The organism is Shewanella sp. SM55 (assembly GCF_025654025.1).
GTDB lineage: Bacteria > Pseudomonadota > Gammaproteobacteria > Enterobacterales > Shewanellaceae > Shewanella > Shewanella oncorhynchi.
Genome location: NZ_JAKKRS010000018.1, coordinates 52,676 through 70,324 on the forward strand (window position 1 = coordinate 52,676; position 17,649 = coordinate 70,324).

The following is a 17,649-nucleotide window of genomic DNA, read 5'->3' on the forward strand; positions in this document are numbered from 1 at the left end:
GACCTATTTATCTGCAAAGTGATTTAACGCATTCTAGGTGTTCTACACTCTGTGCAGTGTATCACAAAGGTGAAAAATCACTCTAGCCGACAAGAAATTAAACAGTCGTTTAAATTGGGTGTTGTAATTTATCGAATTTCGAAGCACACTGGCACACAACTGGTCAAATGATGGCCGAAGCTGCTGTGAGATAGAGAGTCGTACTAGCACCAACACATAATGGTGGGTATCACTTTTAAGCCAAAAGGAAGCAAGCAATGATCTACCAAAGTCCTACAATTCAAGTTGAGTTACTCGAGGATAATATTGCCAAGCTGTGCTTTAACGCACCCGGTTCGGTGAACAAATTCGACAGAGAAACCCTCGCTTCGCTCGATGCCGCATTAGACAGCATCAAGCAAAATTCCAATATCAAAGCGTTAGTGCTGACCTCAAGTAAAGATACCTTTATTGTGGGTGCCGACATTACCGAATTTTTAGGCCTATTCGCACAAGATGACGCCGTACTGCTCTCTTGGGTTGAACAAGCCAACGCTGTCTTCAACAAACTCGAAGACTTACCTTTCCCAACCGCATCTGCAATCAAAGGCTTTGCCTTAGGTGGCGGCTGTGAAACCATTCTGGCAACGGATTTTCGTATCGCAGATACCACAGCCAAAATCGGTTTACCTGAAACTAAACTCGGCATCATCCCAGGCTTTGGCGGCACAGTTCGTCTGCCACGTGTGATTGGTGCAGATAACGCACTTGAATGGATCACCACTGGTAACGACCAACGCGCTGAAGATGCACTGAAAGTCGGTGCTGTGGATGCTGTGGTTGCGCCAGAAGCATTAGAAGCGGCTGCGATTCAAATGCTCAAAGATGCTGTTGCTGAAAAGCTCGATTGGCAAGCGCGTCGTAACCGCAAGCTGTCTGCCCTAACGCTGCCAAAACTCGAAGCTATGATGTCATTCACCACTGCTAAAGGCATGGTGTTTGCTGTTGCGGGTAAACACTACCCAGCACCAATGGCCGCAGTAAGCGTGATTGAGCAAGCATCGACTAAAGGCCGCACCGAAGCACTGCAAATCGAGCATCAAGCCTTTATCAAACTGGCTAAAACTGACGTTGCTAAAGCGCTTATCGGTATCTTCCTTAATGATCAATTCGTTAAAGGCAAAGCGAAAAAAGCGGGTAAATTAGCCAAAGAAGTGAAAAACGCTGCCGTATTAGGTGCTGGCATTATGGGCGGCGGTATCGCCTACCAAAGCGCCAGCAAAGGCACACCGATTGTCATGAAAGACATTGCCCAGCCAGCATTAGATTTAGGCCTCAATGAAGCCGCCAAACTGCTGTCTGCCCAAGTTGCTCGTGGTCGTTCAACGCCAGAAAAAATGGCCAAAGTGCTGAACAACATCACGCCTTCATTAGATTATGCTGCGCTCAAACACAGTGATGTCGTCGTTGAAGCCGTTGTTGAACATCCAAAAATTAAAGCACAGGTTTTAGCCGAAGTTGAAGGCTATGTGAGTGAAGATGCAATTATCGCGTCAAACACCTCAACGATTTCAATCAACTTGCTCGCTAAGAGCATGAAGAAACCTGAGCGTTTCTGCGGTATGCATTTCTTCAACCCAGTGCACAAAATGCCGTTGGTCGAAGTTATCCGTGGTGAGCACAGTTCTGAAGAAACCATCGCCTCTGTTGTGGCTTACGCCAGCAAAATGGGCAAAACCCCAATCGTGGTAAACGATTGCCCAGGCTTCTTCGTTAACCGCGTACTCTTCCCTTACTTTGCAGGCTTTAACGGCTTACTTGCCGAAGGTGGCGACTTTGCTGCAATCGACAAAGTAATGGAAAAACAATTCGGTTGGCCAATGGGCCCTGCTTACCTGCTCGACGTAGTGGGTTTAGACACAGGTCATCACGCCCAAGCCGTTATGGCTGAAGGTTTCCCTGATCGCATGGGTAAATCAGGCACTGATGCGATTGATGTGATGTTTGAGAACAAACGTCTTGGCCAGAAAAATGGCAAAGGTTTCTATGTCTATTCAGTCGATAGCCGTGGTAAACCGAAGAAAGATGTCGATCCAACGAGCTACGGCCTATTGAAAGATGCCTTTGGCGAGTTAAAAACCTTTGAAGCCGATGACATTATTGCCCGTACAATGATCCCTATGATCATCGAAACCGTGCGCTGTTTAGAAGAAGGTATTGTCGCATCACCTGCCGAAGCGGATATGGGCCTAGTTTATGGCTTAGGTTTCCCACCATTCAGAGGCGGCGTGTTCCGTTACTTGGATACCATGGGTGTAGCAAACTTTGTAGCCTTAGCAGACAAATATGCTCACTTGGGCGGTCTGTATCAAGTCACAGATGCGATGCGTACATTAGCAGCCAATAACGGTAGCTACTACCAAGCCTAATTAGCGGGAAAGGAATTTAATCATGAAACAAGCTGTTATCGTAGACTGCATCCGTACTCCGATGGGCCGCTCAAAGGCTGGCGTATTTCGTAATGTACGTGCAGAAACTCTGTCTGCCGAATTGATGAAAGGTCTGTTGCTGCGTAATCCGCAACTCGACCCAAACCTGATTGAAGACGTGATTTGGGGTTGTGTGCAACAAACCCTAGAGCAAGGCTTCAACATTGCCCGTAATGCTTCACTATTAGCCGGCATTCCAAAGACAGCTGGCGCTGTGACGGTTAACCGCCTATGTGGTTCGTCAATGGATGCTATCCATCAAGCAGCGCGTGCGATTATGACTGGCATGGGCGACACCTTTATTATTGGTGGCGTAGAGCACATGGGCCATGTACCTATGAGCCATGGTGTCGACTTCCACCCTGGTCTTGCTAATAACGTGGCAAAAGCCTCTGGCATGATGGGGTTAACGGCTGAAATGCTGGGTAAATTGCACGGTATTACCCGTGAGCAGCAAGATGCTTTTGCGGTACGTTCTCATCAACGCGCTTATGCAGCCACAGTTGAAGGCCGTTTTGCTAAGGAAATCTATGGCATTGAAGGTCACGATGCTAACGGTGCCTTAATTAAAGTCCTCCAAGACGAAGTGATCCGCCCAGAAACCACAATGGAATCTCTAGCAGCACTGCGTCCGGTATTTGATCCAGTCAACGGTACTGTCACTGCGGGTACTTCTTCTGCACTATCTGATGGCGCTTCAGCCATGTTAATCATGGAAGAATCTAAAGCGCGCGCACTTGGCTTACCAATTCGTGCACGTATTCGCTCTATGGCGGTTGCGGGTTGTGATGCGGCTATCATGGGTTACGGCCCAGTGCCAGCCACGCAAAAAGCGCTGGCTCGTGCCGGTATCACAGTTGCCGATTTAGATGTGATTGAACTGAACGAAGCATTTGCAGCTCAGTCTTTACCTTGTGTAAAAGATTTAGGCTTAGCGGATGTGGTTGACGACAAAATCAACCTCAACGGCGGTGCGATTGCATTAGGTCACCCACTGGGTTGTTCAGGTGCGCGTATCTCTACGACGCTGATCAACTTGATGGAAGACAAAGACGCGACCTTAGGTTTAGCGACCATGTGTATTGGTTTAGGCCAAGGTATCGCCACTGTGTTCGAACGTGTTTAATTCGTTAATCGAATAATTATCAAAGCCGGAACTTGTTCCGGTTTTTTTTATGCCAAATATTCTGCCATCGTAAATATTAATATTTCTCATTTCTTCTGCTGTTCATTTGAAAATCAGTCCGTTATCGACTTAACTACAAGGGCATTACTGGCTATTGTGGACGACAACAGGCAAGCAATCATCAGCCAAATCTAGGCAGTGTAGTGCAAGGATGCAATTCGTTGTTTTACCAGAGGAATGCCTGATGCTACAAACGGAACAGACACTTTTCGAACAAATGCGGATCACTGAGCTGGAGATCGAGTCTCGTAAAGCGCTCTTCTCTTTTACTGGGGGAGATGTAAAGGCCCTGCAATCCTTTAAGCCTATCATCGAAGAAAACATCGATAAAATCGTCGATGACTTTTACGGCTTACAAACCAGTGTGTCAGAAATTGCGCTCTTGATTGGAGACTCAGACACCCTTGCCCGCCTGCGTACCGCACAGAGAAGATATGTGCTTGATTTATTTAATGGTGTTTATGATCTTGAGTACGTAAACAATCGCCTACGGATTGGTTTAGTCCATAAACGCATTGGTGTTGAGCCCAAACTTTACCTGTCTGCGGTACACACACTCAAGGAGTTGATCTATGCAGTGATCAACGGCTCAGTACAAGATGTACGTCAAGCCGAACGTATTCGAGCCGCAATTGATAAACTCGTGCTGTTTGATGTCACACTAGTATTCGATACTTATATTCGCAGCTTAGTCTCCGAGATTGAGAACGCTAAAGATAAGGCTGAGAAATATGCCCAAAGCATGGAAAGCAAAGTCAAAGAGCGGACCCAGCAGTTAGAAGAACTCTCGCAAACCGATCCCTTAACAGGTTTGCTCAACGTAAGGCACTTACAAGAAACCGCAACTCGCATACTCAGAGCAGCCCAAAGACGCGCCGAGCCAGTATGTGTCATCTACTTAGATGTAGATGATTTTAAATTATTTAATGACACTCAAGGCCATAGATCAGGTGATGAAGTACTTTGTGCTGTCGCAAAAGCGATTAAAGAAACCACTCGTGCTGAAGATCATTGTTTTCGATATGGTGGAGATGAGTTCTGTATCATCATGCCTAATTGTCGTGAGGAACAAGCTCGCGAGAATTTCATCACTCGGTTTAATCAAAAAATAAAACTCAGTCTAAACAATATTTCCTTAAGCTTTGGCATTACAGATACTGGCCCCTATGAATATGAAGAAGCCAATAGCTTAATTCATAAAGCCGATCAAAAAATGTATAGCTACAAACGGGCGTCCAAATTGCAGCAACAAACTATGGCAGCTGCAAATGATTTAGCACCAGAGAATAGTACAGCTGTCATCCATCCAATCTCTCAATCTCAAAGCGCTGCTGATAAAGCCGTTGAGTAATGTTAATTATCATAAGCCATAAGTTTGTTCCACGTGGAACATTTTATCTCTAGCTTTGGTAACGACAAAAAGCACACCAATCAAACCACATCACAAATTAAGACCACCAACTTGGTTTATCATGGGGGCTGGAGTAACATTAGCTAATTCTGCTTAACCGTTCAGTAGAGGTAATATGAACGACGCTTTCTCAACCGCACAGCATAGGCTCGATGCAATAGGCTTACGTTGCCCAGAACCTGTAATGATGGTGCGTAAAACGGTAAGACAAATGGCTGCAGGCGAGACACTACTGATCATTGCCGATGACCCTGCAACGACACGCGATATTCCAAGCTTCTGTGAGTTTATGGATCACACCCTTATCGCCAGCGAAACGGCTCAGACGCCATACCAATATTTGATCAAAAAAGGACTTTAAGTCGTATCGTTTTAGCGACTTAATCATTAAAAAAGGATGTGAGGGACTATGCCAAAACTGCTGGCAATTGCCTATAAAACTGTAAAGCGCGGCCCAATGAATGAGGTTCTCTGTGCCAATGTCACCCAGTTAAATGGTGTAGAGAAAGATGTATTTGGTCGTCCTGGCAAACGCCAAGTCACTGTGCTTTCCAAACTACAATGGCAACAAGCCTGTCGTGCTATCGAGGCAGAATTGCCTTGGACGACTCGCAGAGTAAATCTGCTCGTTGATGGTCTAGTATTTAGCAGTGCAGATGTTGGTAAACATTTACAAATTGGTGAGTTACTACTTGAAATTACAGGTGAGACCGATCCTTGTAAAAAAATGGAAATTGCACATGTTGGTTTAGAAGCCGCACTCACCCCAGATTGGCGAGGAGGTGTAACATGCAGGGTATTAAATGATGCCATGATCCACCTAGGTGATGAGATAGCAATTTTCTTTCCTAGCTAATCCAATCAGCCTATCTCAGCTAGTTCTCCATACTCCTCTATAAATAGAACCAAATAACTTGGTTCTATTTCTGTTGTCCCAATCCTAATATAAATATCAGCTTTCTAGCTCGAACATCAATTGAAACAGTATTTACGTTTTCCTTCCTATCTATTTATGCGATAACTACACCAAGTATTAACAAAACTTTATCTTGTGATTAATACCGATCATGTAGCCCATAAGAACGATAACAGGAAGTGACATGTTTAACTCTAAACTTACCCCGCTTTATATTGCCCTCACTCTTGGGATGAATACCCTCGCAGTTAACGCCACAGAAACGAAAGAATCGACTTGGAATGTTAACGCTCCAGCGAATGCTCCCTTAGTGCAAGTCAAAGTTGATGTTAATGAAGGCACTTGGATGAACTTAAGTGTCAGTCCAGATGGTAAGCATATCGTCTTCGACTTACTCGGTGACATCTACCAAATTCCAGTAACAGGCGGTGAAGCTAAGCCATTAGCCCAAGGCATAGCTTGGCAGATGCAGCCCGTCTATAGCCCTGATGGCAAGCACATTGCTTTTACGTCCGATGGTGATGGTGGTGATAACATTTGGATTATGGATGCTGATGGTAAAAACCCAAGAACAGTTACCCAAGAAACCTTCAGGCTGCTAAACAGTCCAGCTTGGAGCCCAGACTCCCAGTATCTGGTTGCCCGTAAGCACTTTACCGCCAGTCGTAGTTTGGGTGCGGGCGAAGTGTGGCTATACCACGTTGCGGGTGGTGAAGGCGTTAAATTGACCGAGCGTCCTAATGATGAGAAAGATTTAGGTGAACCCGCGTATTCACCCGATGGTCGCTATATCTACTTTAGCCAAGATGACACGCCGGGTAAAACATTCCATTACTCAAAGGATTCGGTCAACGGTATCTACAAAATAAAACGCTACGATACTCAAACTGGTGAGATTGAAGTATTAATCGAAGGCACGGGTGGTGCAATTCGGCCAACGCCGAGCCCAGACGGCACTAAGCTCGCCTATATTAAGCGCGATGATTTTCAGTCATCACTCTACCTACTCGACCTTAAGTCGGGAGAGACGACTAAACTGTTTGGCGAACTTGACCGTGATATGCAAGAGACTTGGGCCATTCATGGCGTCTATCCAACAATGGCATGGACACAAGATAACAAGGATATTTTCTTCTGGGCTAAGGGAAAAATTAATCGTCTGAATGTTGCCAATAAAACACTCACAGATATCCCCTTTAGTGTAAAAACTGAGTTAGCCATACAACCCTCGGTGCGCTTTAAGCAAGATATCGATAAAGACGTTTTCGATGTAAAAATGCTACGTATGGCGCAAGTCTCACCGGATGGTAGCAAAGTCGCCTTCGAAGCACTGGGGAAAATTTGGTTAAAATCCTTACCCGATGGCAGAATGTCGCGCTTAACTGATCTAGACAAAAATATTGCAGAACTTTATCCCCAATGGTCGCGCGATGGTAAAAATATTGTTTTCACCACTTGGAATGACCAAGACCAAGGCACAGTACAAGTGATTAGCGCCAAAGGTGGCAAACCTAAGCAGCTAACATCTGAACCAGGAAAGTATGTCGAACCCACCTTTTCACCCAATGGTGAACTCGTAGTGTATCGTAAAACTCAAGGCGGTAACCTCACACCAAGAACTTGGTCGCAGGAGCCCGGGCTATATAAAGTCGATATTAAAGGTAAACAAAATAGCAAGATCAGTACCGATGGCTATCAAGCTCAATTCGGTGCCAATGCCGATCGCATCTTTTTTATGAATAGCAGCGAAGATGAAACGCCGCAGTTATCATCCATCAACTTAGACGGCTTCGATAAGCGGGTTCATTACAGCAGCAAACATGCAACTGAATTTAGGGTTTCACCCGATGGTGAGCAACTCGCCTTTGCTGAACGCTTTAAAGTTTGGGTAACACCTTTTGCTAAACACGGCGAGACAGTTGAGATTGGCCCCAATGCCAGCAACCTACCTGTAAGCCAATTGAGTGCCCGTGCGGGCGAAAGTATCAGTTGGAACAGTAAAAGCGACCAACTCTATTGGACTCTTGGCCCCGAGTTGTACCAAGCCAAGGTTGACACTCAATATCGCGACAAAGATGAAAAGGCACAACCAAGCATTATCGATTTAGGCTTTACCGAAAAGGCCGATGTTCCACGTGGAACAATCGCCTTCATCGGTGGCAAAGTGATTACGATGGAAAATGACCAAGTGATTGATAATGGTGTGGTCATAGTTAAAGACAATCATATTGTCGCCGTAGGCGATGCCAATGTTGCGATTCCTAAGGATGCGCAGATCATCGACATCAAAGGCAAATCCATTATGCCAGGACTATTCGATGCCCATGCCCATGGACCGCAAGCAGATGATGAAATTGTGCCACAACAGAACTGGGCGCTGTATTCAGGCTTATCCTTGGGTGTCACCACGATTCACGATCCCTCGAATGACACCACAGAAATCTTTGCCGCATCTGAGCAACAAAAAGCAGGTAATATTGTTGGCCCACGAATATTCTCCACCGGCACCATACTTTATGGTGCCAATGCGCCTGGCTACACATCGCACATAGACTCACTAGATGATGCCAAATTCCATCTTGAACGCCTGAAAAAAGTTGGAGCCTTTAGCGTAAAAAGCTATAACCAACCGCGCCGCAATCAGAGACAGCAAGTCATAGCCGCAGCACGTGAACTCGAAATGATGGTCGTGCCTGAAGGTGGCAGCTTGCTGCAACATAATTTAAGCATGGTCGCCGATGGACATACTACGATTGAGCACTCACTCCCCGTTGGTTCAATCTATAACGATATCAAACAGTTTTGGAGCCAGACTCAAGTTGGTTACACGCCAACCTTAGTGGTTGCCTATGGTGGTATTTCTGGTGAAAACTACTGGTATGATAAAACCGATGTGTGGGCACATCCACGCCTATCCATGTATGTGCCAGCCGATATTTTACAAGCAAGATCAATGCGACGCCCCCATGCACCAGAGAGCCACTACAATCATTTCAATGTTGCTAAGGTTGCTAACGAGCTCAATAAGTTAGGGGTTCACCCAAATATTGGCGCCCACGGTCAACGTGAAGGTTTAGCGGCACATTGGGAAATGTGGATGTTTGCCCAAGGCGGCATGAGCAATATGGAAGTGTTGAAAACGGCCACCATTAATCCAGCGACGACCTTTAGCATGGAGCAGCAACTCGGTTCTATCAAAGAAGGTAAGCTCGCAGACTTGATCGTTATTGATGGTGATCCATTAGCCGACATTCGCGTCACCGACAGAGTCACTCATACTATGGTCAATGGTAAGTTATTTGATGCAGAGACTATGAAGGAACTTAATGGGGATAAAGAACAGCGTAAGCCGTTTTTCTTTGAGAAACTCTAAGGGCAACTTTCAAGTCTAGGAGAATAGCTTTCCTGTTGAGACCGTTTAAGTTTAACAAGATGAGTTCCAGCGAAGCTCAAAAAGCATGTTCCACGTGGAACATGCTTTTTTGTATTTGGATACTCTACAAGAGTTTTCTTTAATATCAGTCAGCCCAACGATTAATGATTCTAGTGGCTATGCTCAGCACAGGAATCGACACAGGCCTGATAAGCAACACACTCGACAAGATGATCGTTCACCATACCCACCGCCTGCATAAAGGCATAACAAATGGTTGGGCCGACAAAATTGAATCCGAGTTTCTTCAACGCTTTTGACATGGCTTCAGATTCTGGTGTTTGTGCCGAAACCTGCGACATTGCCCTAATCTGATTAACTATGGGTTTACCGCCCACAAAACTCCATAAAAATGCAGAGAAATCCTTCCCATCGGCAGTATAGGCTAAATAACCTTTGGCATTCTTGATGATAGAATTCACCTTCAAGCGGTTGCGCACTATACCGGGATTCAACATGAGCTCCTCCACTTTCGCCTCATCAAAAGTCGCAATAATCTCAGGTTCAAAATTAGCAAAGGCCTGTTCATAATTTTGTTGCTTCTTCAGGATAGTTATCCAAGATAATCCGGCCTGTTGACCATCTAAACACAACTTAGCAAACAGCTCCTTTGGATCATAAACAGGTCGCCCCCACACTTTGTCGTGATACTCACGATACAAGGGATCATCACTTACCCAGCCACAGCGGATCTCTTCCATGGTATATAACCTTATTGTTTTAATTAAGAAGGTAAAAAATAACCTACATAAGCAGATATCTACAAGGTATAATCGAACCCATTTTCTATTCAGGCTGACGGCAGTAGACAAGTAGACATGACGACAAAACACGACGTAAAAACATTTCAGGGTTTCATTCTCACCCTGCAGGAATATTGGGCACAGCAAGGCTGTGCAATTGTTCAACCTTTAGATATGGAAGTCGGCGCGGGTACATTCCACCCACAAACTTTCCTACGTTCTTTAGGGCCTGAACCTATGAGCAGTGCCTATGTGCAGCCATCGCGCCGCCCTACGGATGGTCGTTACGGTGAAAACCCTAACCGTCTGCAGCACTACTACCAATTCCAAGTCGTGTTGAAGCCTTCTCCTGACAATATTCAAGAGCTGTATTTAGGCTCACTGCAAGCACTGGGTATTGATACTCAAATCCACGATATCCGCTTTGTGGAAGATAACTGGGAATCACCAACACTAGGTGCTTGGGGCTTAGGCTGGGAAGTTTGGCTTAATGGTATGGAAGTGACTCAGTTTACGTACTTCCAACAGGTTGGCGGCATCGAATGCAGCCCAGTCACAGGTGAAATCACCTATGGCCTAGAGCGTCTGGCCATGTATATCCAAGGCGTAGATAGTGTTTATGATCTCGTATGGACCGATGGTCCACTGGGCCGCATCACCTATGGTGATGTGTTCCATCAAAATGAAGTCGAGCAATCGACCTATAACTTCGAGCACGCCGATGTGGACTTTATGTTCACCCTGTTCGATCAGTGCGAAAAAATGTGTCAGCATTTATTGTCGCTAGAAAAACCTTTACCTCTGCCCGCATACGAGCAAGTGATGAAAGCCTCACACGCCTTCAACCTGCTCGATGCCCGCCATGCCATTTCAGTTACCGAGCGCCAACGCTACATCTTACGCGTTCGTACTATGGCGAAAGCGGTCGCTGAATCTTATTATCAGGCACGCGAAGCGCTTGGCTTCCCAATGTGTAAGTAGAGGTAAAAACATGAATTTTGAAAACTTACTCATAGAGTTAGGCACGGAAGAATTACCACCTAAGTCACTACGTAAACTGGCTGAATCCTTTTTAGCTAACTTTACTGAAGAACTCACCAAAGCCGATTTAGCGTTCAGCTCAGCCGTTTGGTACGCAGCGCCACGTCGTCTGGCAATTAACGTCACTGAACTTGCCCTTGCACAAGCTGACAAAGTGGTTGAAAAACGCGGCCCCGCCGTGAGTTCAGCATTTGATGCTGAAGGCAAACCGACGAAAGCCGCTGAAGGTTGGGCACGTGGTAATGGTATTACTGTTGAACAAGCCGAACGTTTAGTTACAGATAAAGGCGAATGGTTAGTCCATAACGCCAAAGTTGAAGGCGTCGAAACCAAAAGTTTGATCGCTGCTATGGCTCAACGTGCACTCGATAAATTGCCCATTCCTAAGCCAATGCGCTGGGGCAATAATAAAACCCAATTTATTCGCCCTGTGCACACCGCGACTATGTTGTTAGGCAGTGAGTTGATTGAAGGTGAATTGCTGGGTATCAAATCGGCACGCACTGTTCGCGGTCACCGCTTTATGGGACTCAAGCAGTTTGAATTAGCCCATGCAGATCACTACCTTGCCGACCTAAAAGAAAAAGGCAAAGTCATCGCCGATTACGAAAGCCGTAAAGCGTTAATTAAAGCCGATGCCGAAAAAGCTGCCGCTAAGATTGGTGGCACAGCCGATATCGAAGATAGCCTGCTTGAAGAGGTCACCTCTTTGGTTGAATGGCCTGTGGTATTGACCGCTAGCTTCGAAGAAAAATTCTTAAGTGTACCGTCTGAAGCTTTGGTCTATACCATGAAAGGCGACCAAAAATACTTCCCAGTCTTTGATAATGCAGGCAAGTTACTGCCAAACTTTATCTTTGTGGCCAATATAGAATCTAAAGATCCCGCGCAAATTATCTCAGGTAACGAGAAAGTCGTTCGCCCACGTCTTGCCGACGCCGAGTTCTTTTTTAATACCGATAAAAAACACACGCTGGAATCGCGTTTACCTAGCCTAGAAACCGTCCTGTTCCAACAGCAGCTCGGTACCTTAAAAGACAAAGTGAATCGTATTTCTGCTCTAGCCGCCTTTATTGCCGGACAAACTGGCGCGAATGCGGTTGATGCAGCCCGTGCAGGTTTGTTATCTAAAACCGATTTGATGACCAATATGGTGATGGAGTTTACCGACACTCAAGGCACTATGGGCATGCACTACGCCCGCCTCGATGGTGAAACCGAAGCCGTTGCGGTTGCAATGGAAGAGCAATACAAGCCTAAGTTCTCTGGCGATACAGTGCCTAGTGCTGGCGTATCTTGCGCAGTCGCATTAGCAGATAAGCTCGATACTTTAGTCGGTATCTTTGGTATTGGCCAAGCACCAAAAGGCGCAGCCGATCCCTTTGCCCTACGCCGTGCCGCCATTGGTGTGCTGCGTATTATCGTAGAGAACAAACTGCCACTGGACTTAGTAACGCTGATTGCTAAAGCTCAGGAGCTCCACGGTACTAACTTAAGCAACGCCAATGCAAGCGACGAAGTGTTAGAGTTCTTAATGGCTCGCTTCCGCGCTTGGTATCAAGATAAAGGCATTGGTGTTGATGTGATCTTAGCCGTGCTAGCACGTCGCCCAACACGCCCAGCTGATTTTGATAGTCGTATCAATGCGGTATCACACTTTAGAAGCCTAGAAGCTTCTGGCGCACTTGCAGCAGCGAACAAACGGGTATCCAACATTCTGGCTAAGATTGAAGGCGCTTTACCAACAACCATCAATGCAAGTTTGTTGACCGAAGCCGCAGAGCAAGCATTGGCGGCCAAGTTGAACGAGCTGCAACCACAGTTGGCACCTTTGTTTGCCAATGCAGATTACCAACAGGCCTTAACTTTGTTAGCTGCCCTACGTGAAAGCGTGGATCAGTTCTTCGAAGATGTAATGGTTATGGCGGATGATGAAGCTTTGAAAAACAATCGTTTAGCATTGTTGAATAATCTACGCGAGCAGTTCCTGCACGTAGCAGATATATCACTACTGCAATAACGATACTAAGGTTTATAAAATTATCGCTTTATAAAAAACGCGCTTCATAGCGCGTTTTTTATTGTCCTGATTTCTTATACCAAACGTATTAAATTGCCCAATCAAAACTGCGTCAGTTTTTGATGTAAGCCATCAAATTGAGTTTGATCTAAGTTAACTTGCTGCAGTAAATTCGCCAGTATCTCAGGGGACAATTGCCCTGCTTGATGCAGCATAGAAATCTCGCTAATCACATTCGCCCGCCACACCACAGCGGCGAGCCCCGCTTGCGGGCGCGAGTTTACACTGGCGAGCTTGTCTAATTCTGTTTCAAAGGTATTGGGTAACTGCCAATACTTAGCAAGCAATGAACTCAAGGTTAACGATTTCGTCGTCATCACTTGTCTAAATAATCCAGAATTAGGCTGTTCTCCCGGCTCTGCCTGTACAAATGCATCGAGAAGCATTTTAAAAATGGCCAACTTGCCGACATCGTGTAATAAGCCCAATAAAAAAGCCGTATCTTGATCTTCATCGCTTAACTCACTGGCAAGAAAAGCAACCTGCATCGAATGGCGCCAAATTTCAGCCCCAAAACGACGGAAATAGATTGGTTTAATATCCAACATTTCACGCACTAAACAAGTAGTGACAAATTTTCTCAACTGTTCGCGGCCAAGCTGTACCAAAGCCTGCTGTAAACTGGTGATATCCCTATCGCTACGTTTAAACGCGGGAGAATTACACAGCTTAAGCACCTCCACACTCAATAAAGGATCTCGCTCAATAAGCGCTAATAGATCCTTAATATCAAACTGAGGATCGGCCAGCATACGATCTAATTCCAATACCTTTGACGGCAGCTTTAACACTTTCTCGGCGATCACTTGTGGCGATGCCAAGGCCTGCTCTATCTCCGCCATGACTCTACGTTCAAGATTATTCGCTACACCGCCAGTGTCCTTAACCCGTGTCGGAAATAACAAACTATAAAAGAGTGCAGATAAATCGACAGATACCACGCTAATGTCTTCGAGAGGTTTAGCAGGCTTTCGCGCAGGTTCAAGCGACTTACCTAAGTCCGTCGTTGAAAAACTTTTGGGTCTCTCAACGGTCGCCGTATCGCGAATATTAAAGAGTTTATTAAAAAGTGATTTAATCAAGAAGCATCAACCTGTCATTATAAATAATTGTTAAAAAGTCAGTTAAATATTGCCCATCATAAATCCATTTTGATCAGCTCAAGCCGTGTATTAAGACATTGTAGACAGGCTAATACTTAGCTTAAGTGTAACATATTCAATTCATTTCGGACTTCTTCTATCCCACCATTACTGCTTTTACAAAGACAATCTTGGTTACAAGTTGAAACCTCAAAAAACTTACATTTCAGCATCATTTAACTGACAATACGCCTACCATTCCTAAAGGGATACATATTTTGTCTCCCTTTAATTGATTAACAATCTACTCGCGAGCTAACAACGGAAAATTTGATGATCGAGGTAATAAAAGCGGGTGCACTAACCACAGTTCAAGATATCGGACGCATGGGATATCGACATTTAGGCGTAACCCAAGCTGGTGCCTTAGATAGACCTGCACTGTGTTTAGCAAACCGCCTACTCTCAAATCCAGACAATACACCCGTACTGGAATTGACCTTCGGACAATCGATTTTTTTGTTTAAACGCGATGCTTGGATTGCCTTAACGGGTGCCGATTTCGATGCCCGCATAGACAATAAACCCATAGTTTGCGGCTGGCGCTACTCCATTAAGGCAGGACAAAAACTCAGTCTTAGAGGGGGAAATAAAGGCATGCGTGCCTATGTTGCGGTTGACGGCGGCGTTAAAGTGCCGTTAGTGATGGATTCTGCTGCAACTGATTTAACCTCAGGTATCGGTGGATTTCATGGCCGCGCATTAGAAGCTGGCGATAACCTGACCTTAGGTTCCGCTCATCCACTAAGAAGGCAAGTTGGCGCAATTCAAAAAAGTTGGAATGGGCATATTCGCGCACTCGCAACAAAGCACACCCAAGCCTTCTCGTTGAAATCTCAGCAAATATTCTGGCAAACACAGTGGCAACTTTCAGCTGAAAGTGATCGTGCGAGTGCAATACTCAAAGGTGATACGTTAACATTGGCGAAGCCATTCCCTGTACAATCACACACAGTCACCCCCGGAGTGGTTCAAGTCTCCGCTTCAGGGCAACCACTCGTGTTACTTGCCGATGCGCAGACCACCAGCAGTCATCCGCAAATAGCCGTAATTATTGAAGCCGATCTTTGGAAGCTTGCCCAAACTCGCCCAGGGCAGACAGTTAAATTCGAATTGGTTGACGATGAACAAGCGGCAACGGCGCAAGCGGAATGGCATGACTACTTCTACCGACTACAACGTAGCCTAGGTTAACGAACCACTGCATAATCAAATCTACAAAATATCACCCCGTATTCCCTACTAAACCCTATATCGGTTTAATTCAAATAACACACTATGCTCGTGCTAATTCGCACTTAGGTTCGGTGTAACTTGCTGGCTATAAAACAGCGCCACATCTTGTAATTGCTCAGAGCTTAACGCGCTGACTTGTGATTGCATCAAAGGTTCGAGTCGTAAACCGGTTTTAAAATCGACGAGCTGTTTATTAAGATAAGCTAATTTTTGTCCCTTTAAGTTTGGGAATTGCTTGGCCATAGCGATCACCGCATTGCCATGGCATGACTCACACTGTGCTGTAGCCAATGCCTGACCTCGCTCTATATCTGCTTGATAAACCTCTCCATTAACCTCTGTGGATAAGCCACATAGCGCAATCAAACTTATGATAATCGCTTTCATTTTGGTTCCTTAGGGAAAGGGTTAACTAGCACAGGCTGCAGGTTCGGTTCTAAAGGTAGACGTCTGAAGATCGTCATATCCATTTCAGCCTGCCCATAATGAGTGCTTAGATAACTCAAGGTGGGCTCCCAAGTATCCGACAAGTCCCATAAACCCTGAGTGTCTATCATCCACTGCAAAGTCTCTTTCCAAAAGGCTTTATCGCCGTGGTTTTGCACGACTATCATACTGGTATGGCAGGCATTACATTGATAGTTCACTAACTCCCAGCTAGGAGCCATGATCAAACCCGATTTAGGGTCCACTGGATACTCAGCGGCTAGCGAAATACTGGATGCCACTAGCCCAAGCAATATCAGTTTATTGATATGCGACTTCATCACACCACCCTAACGGCAATACGGTGGCAGCCGTTAAACATATATCCCTTAGGATTCCATTGCGGTTGTACGACAGGCTGACTATCACCTTCACTATCGGTCGCTTTGGCCCAGATTTCATAATAACCCTGCGACGGTAATTGCAATTCAATCTTCCATTGCTGCCATGCTGTTATGTTTTTAGGTTTTTCTAATTCAGCGGCAAACCAACGGGTGCCATAATCGTAACTGACTTCCACCTTAACCACTTCCCGCAATCCCGCCCAAGCATGACCTGCGATAGTCATCTTTTGACCCACAGCTAATTCGGTTCCAGATTGGGGTTGAGTGATCAATGACTTCACTATCATTTCTTCAATGATTTTATAGTCTTTATCATCAACAGACTCACCTGGCGCTATCGGATATTTAGGGAGTTGATACGCTGGTGCTTCCATTTTATGTCCATCATGAACTTTATTACGCACACTGATCCCCGTCGCCGCTTTTTGCGAAACGGAGCCCGGCCGTCCACCAAACACAATACGTAAGGGATATCCATGTAGATAAGGAATGTCCTCACCATTCATCGACCATGCAATAAGCCCAAGCTCTTCAAGCGCCGCCTTTATTGGTACGCCGCGTGAAATCGCCTCACCTTTGCCGCTCAAATGCCGATCAACACCGTGATGGCCTGTGTAAACAGCATCAGATTTAATACCGCAATCCTTAAGCACATCACTCACTAAGACACCTGTCCACTCGGAGCAAAATACGCCGGCATTATTCCACTGATTACCCTTAGTTCTAGGAAAAAAGCCAGAGCGACTATTACCGCCACATTCAATCAGCAACTGCAATGTGTAATGCTTAAAGCGACGCTTAAGTTCATCAATTGTGTAGGTTTTTGGGGTGATTACAGACTCACCATCCACTTGAAAAGTCCAAGTTTTAGCATCTAACGCCTTAAAGTCAGGCACTATGCCATTCCAACGGATAAACGAGGCATCTGCAGGCGTCACGGCAGGAGCGAGCTTATGCTCCGGCGGAAACGCATTCAGTGGATGAGTGTTTAACACTTTGAAATAACTCGGTAAGTCATCTGCCTTAGTCCAAGTTAATGCTGATATATCCAGAGGAGTGACGGCTGCGGGAAGCTGTTCGGCAAATACCCACTTAACGGGTAAAGCTGATAACACAGACGTCGCTACCGCACCTTTAATAAAAACCCGACGATTAAGATCCAT

The 17,649-nt window shown here is 45.6% G+C and carries 14 protein-coding genes; 9 read left to right on the forward strand and 5 right to left on the reverse strand.

Annotated features, from left to right (window positions below; all coding sequences use genetic code 11):
* Positions 1-257: 257 nt before the first annotated feature.
* The 6 genes from fadB (at position 258) to L5L91_RS19435 (ending at position 9,354) form a co-directional block, all read left to right on the forward strand.
* Complete coding sequence (gene fadB / locus L5L91_RS19410) at positions 258-2,408, forward strand: fatty acid oxidation complex subunit alpha FadB (RefSeq protein WP_263148664.1); 2,151 nt, start codon at positions 258-260, stop codon at positions 2,406-2,408.
* Between the two features lie 22 nt (positions 2,409-2,430).
* Entirely contained in the window at positions 2,431-3,594 is a 1,164-nt protein-coding gene (gene fadA, locus L5L91_RS19415) for an acetyl-CoA C-acyltransferase FadA (protein WP_006083808.1), read from the forward strand.
* A gap of 244 nt (positions 3,595-3,838) precedes the next feature.
* On the forward strand, positions 3,839-5,005 hold the full coding sequence (locus L5L91_RS19420; RefSeq protein ID WP_105250818.1) for a diguanylate cyclase domain-containing protein: 1,167 nt from the start codon (positions 3,839-3,841) through the stop codon (positions 5,003-5,005).
* A 175-nt stretch (positions 5,006-5,180) separates the two neighbouring features.
* Positions 5,181-5,426 carry a sulfurtransferase TusA gene (gene tusA, locus L5L91_RS19425; protein ID WP_168827595.1) on the forward strand — a complete coding sequence of 82 codons (246 nt, stop codon included), beginning with the start codon at positions 5,181-5,183 and terminating at the stop codon, positions 5,424-5,426.
* A 48-nt stretch (positions 5,427-5,474) separates the two neighbouring features.
* Positions 5,475-5,921 carry an MOSC domain-containing protein gene (locus tag L5L91_RS19430; RefSeq protein WP_263237451.1) on the forward strand — a complete coding sequence of 149 codons (447 nt, stop codon included), beginning with the start codon at positions 5,475-5,477 and terminating at the stop codon, positions 5,919-5,921.
* Positions 5,922-6,165: 244 nt separating this feature from the next.
* The gene (locus L5L91_RS19435) at positions 6,166-9,354 is read left to right on the forward strand and encodes an amidohydrolase family protein (protein ID WP_263237453.1); all 3,189 of its coding nucleotides are present in this window, start codon (positions 6,166-6,168) and stop codon (positions 9,352-9,354) included.
* A gap of 170 nt (positions 9,355-9,524) precedes the next feature.
* Here the strand turns inward: L5L91_RS19435 and L5L91_RS19440 are convergent, their stop codons facing one another.
* A complete protein-coding gene (locus L5L91_RS19440; protein WP_263164809.1) occupies positions 9,525-10,115 on the reverse strand; it encodes a DNA-3-methyladenine glycosylase I in 591 nt (196 codons plus the stop codon).
* A 117-nt stretch (positions 10,116-10,232) separates the two neighbouring features.
* Between L5L91_RS19440 and glyQ the strand changes: the two genes are divergently transcribed.
* Together glyQ and glyS are read left to right on the forward strand one after the other, a co-directional pair.
* Positions 10,233-11,138, forward strand: a complete 906-nt coding sequence (gene glyQ / locus L5L91_RS19445; protein ID WP_219235734.1) for a glycine--tRNA ligase subunit alpha — start codon at positions 10,233-10,235, stop codon at positions 11,136-11,138.
* A gap of 10 nt (positions 11,139-11,148) precedes the next feature.
* A complete protein-coding gene (gene glyS, locus L5L91_RS19450) occupies positions 11,149-13,218 on the forward strand; it encodes a glycine--tRNA ligase subunit beta (RefSeq protein WP_263196937.1) in 2,070 nt (689 codons plus the stop codon).
* A gap of 101 nt (positions 13,219-13,319) precedes the next feature.
* On the opposite strand, the gene L5L91_RS19455 is transcribed toward glyS, so the two are convergent.
* Positions 13,320-14,360 carry an HDOD domain-containing protein gene (locus L5L91_RS19455; RefSeq protein WP_263237455.1) on the reverse strand — a complete coding sequence of 347 codons (1,041 nt, stop codon included), beginning with the start codon at positions 14,358-14,360 and terminating at the stop codon, positions 13,320-13,322.
* 333 nt (positions 14,361-14,693) lie between these two features.
* On the opposite strand from L5L91_RS19455, the gene L5L91_RS19460 reads away from it, so the two are divergent.
* Positions 14,694-15,614, forward strand: a complete 921-nt coding sequence (locus L5L91_RS19460) for a biotin-dependent carboxyltransferase family protein (protein ID WP_263164813.1) — start codon at positions 14,694-14,696, stop codon at positions 15,612-15,614.
* Positions 15,615-15,707: 93 nt separating this feature from the next.
* On the opposite strand, the gene L5L91_RS19465 is transcribed toward L5L91_RS19460, so the two are convergent.
* The 3 genes from L5L91_RS19465 to L5L91_RS19475 are packed head-to-tail and all read right to left on the reverse strand — an operon-like array spanning position 15,708 to position 17,649.
* Positions 15,708-16,043 (reverse strand): c-type cytochrome, encoded by a 336-nt coding sequence (locus tag L5L91_RS19465; RefSeq protein ID WP_263164815.1) that lies wholly within the window; start codon positions 16,041-16,043, stop codon positions 15,708-15,710.
* Complete coding sequence (locus tag L5L91_RS19470; RefSeq protein WP_263237456.1) at positions 16,040-16,423, reverse strand: cytochrome C; 384 nt, start codon at positions 16,421-16,423, stop codon at positions 16,040-16,042. Before L5L91_RS19470 ends, L5L91_RS19465 begins: the two co-directional genes overlap by 4 nt.
* Positions 16,423-17,649, reverse strand: a complete 1,227-nt coding sequence (locus L5L91_RS19475; protein WP_263237457.1) for a sulfite oxidase — start codon at positions 17,647-17,649, stop codon at positions 16,423-16,425. The genes L5L91_RS19470 and L5L91_RS19475 overlap by 1 nt, the downstream gene beginning before the upstream one ends.

Coding starts and splice junctions, on each gene's coding strand:
- fadB (WP_263148664.1), top strand. CDS start 258: ATGATCTACCAAAGTCCTACAATTCAAGTTGAGTTACTCGAGGATAAT.
- fadA (WP_006083808.1), top strand. CDS start 2,431: ATGAAACAAGCTGTTATCGTAGACTGCATCCGTACTCCGATGGGCCGC.
- L5L91_RS19420 (WP_105250818.1), top strand. CDS start 3,839: ATGCTACAAACGGAACAGACACTTTTCGAACAAATGCGGATCACTGAG.
- tusA (WP_168827595.1), top strand. CDS start 5,181: ATGAACGACGCTTTCTCAACCGCACAGCATAGGCTCGATGCAATAGGC.
- L5L91_RS19430 (WP_263237451.1), top strand. CDS start 5,475: ATGCCAAAACTGCTGGCAATTGCCTATAAAACTGTAAAGCGCGGCCCA.
- L5L91_RS19435 (WP_263237453.1), top strand. CDS start 6,166: ATGTTTAACTCTAAACTTACCCCGCTTTATATTGCCCTCACTCTTGGG.
- L5L91_RS19440 (WP_263164809.1), bottom strand. CDS start 10,115: ATGGAAGAGATCCGCTGTGGCTGGGTAAGTGATGATCCCTTGTATCGT.
- glyQ (WP_219235734.1), top strand. CDS start 10,233: ATGACGACAAAACACGACGTAAAAACATTTCAGGGTTTCATTCTCACC.
- glyS (WP_263196937.1), top strand. CDS start 11,149: ATGAATTTTGAAAACTTACTCATAGAGTTAGGCACGGAAGAATTACCA.
- L5L91_RS19460 (WP_263164813.1), top strand. CDS start 14,694: ATGATCGAGGTAATAAAAGCGGGTGCACTAACCACAGTTCAAGATATC.
- L5L91_RS19465 (WP_263164815.1), bottom strand. CDS start 16,043: ATGAAAGCGATTATCATAAGTTTGATTGCGCTATGTGGCTTATCCACA.
- L5L91_RS19470 (WP_263237456.1), bottom strand. CDS start 16,423: ATGAAGTCGCATATCAATAAACTGATATTGCTTGGGCTAGTGGCATCC.
- L5L91_RS19475 (WP_263237457.1), bottom strand. CDS start 17,649: ATGGATCTTAATCGTCGGGTTTTTATTAAAGGTGCGGTAGCGACGTCT.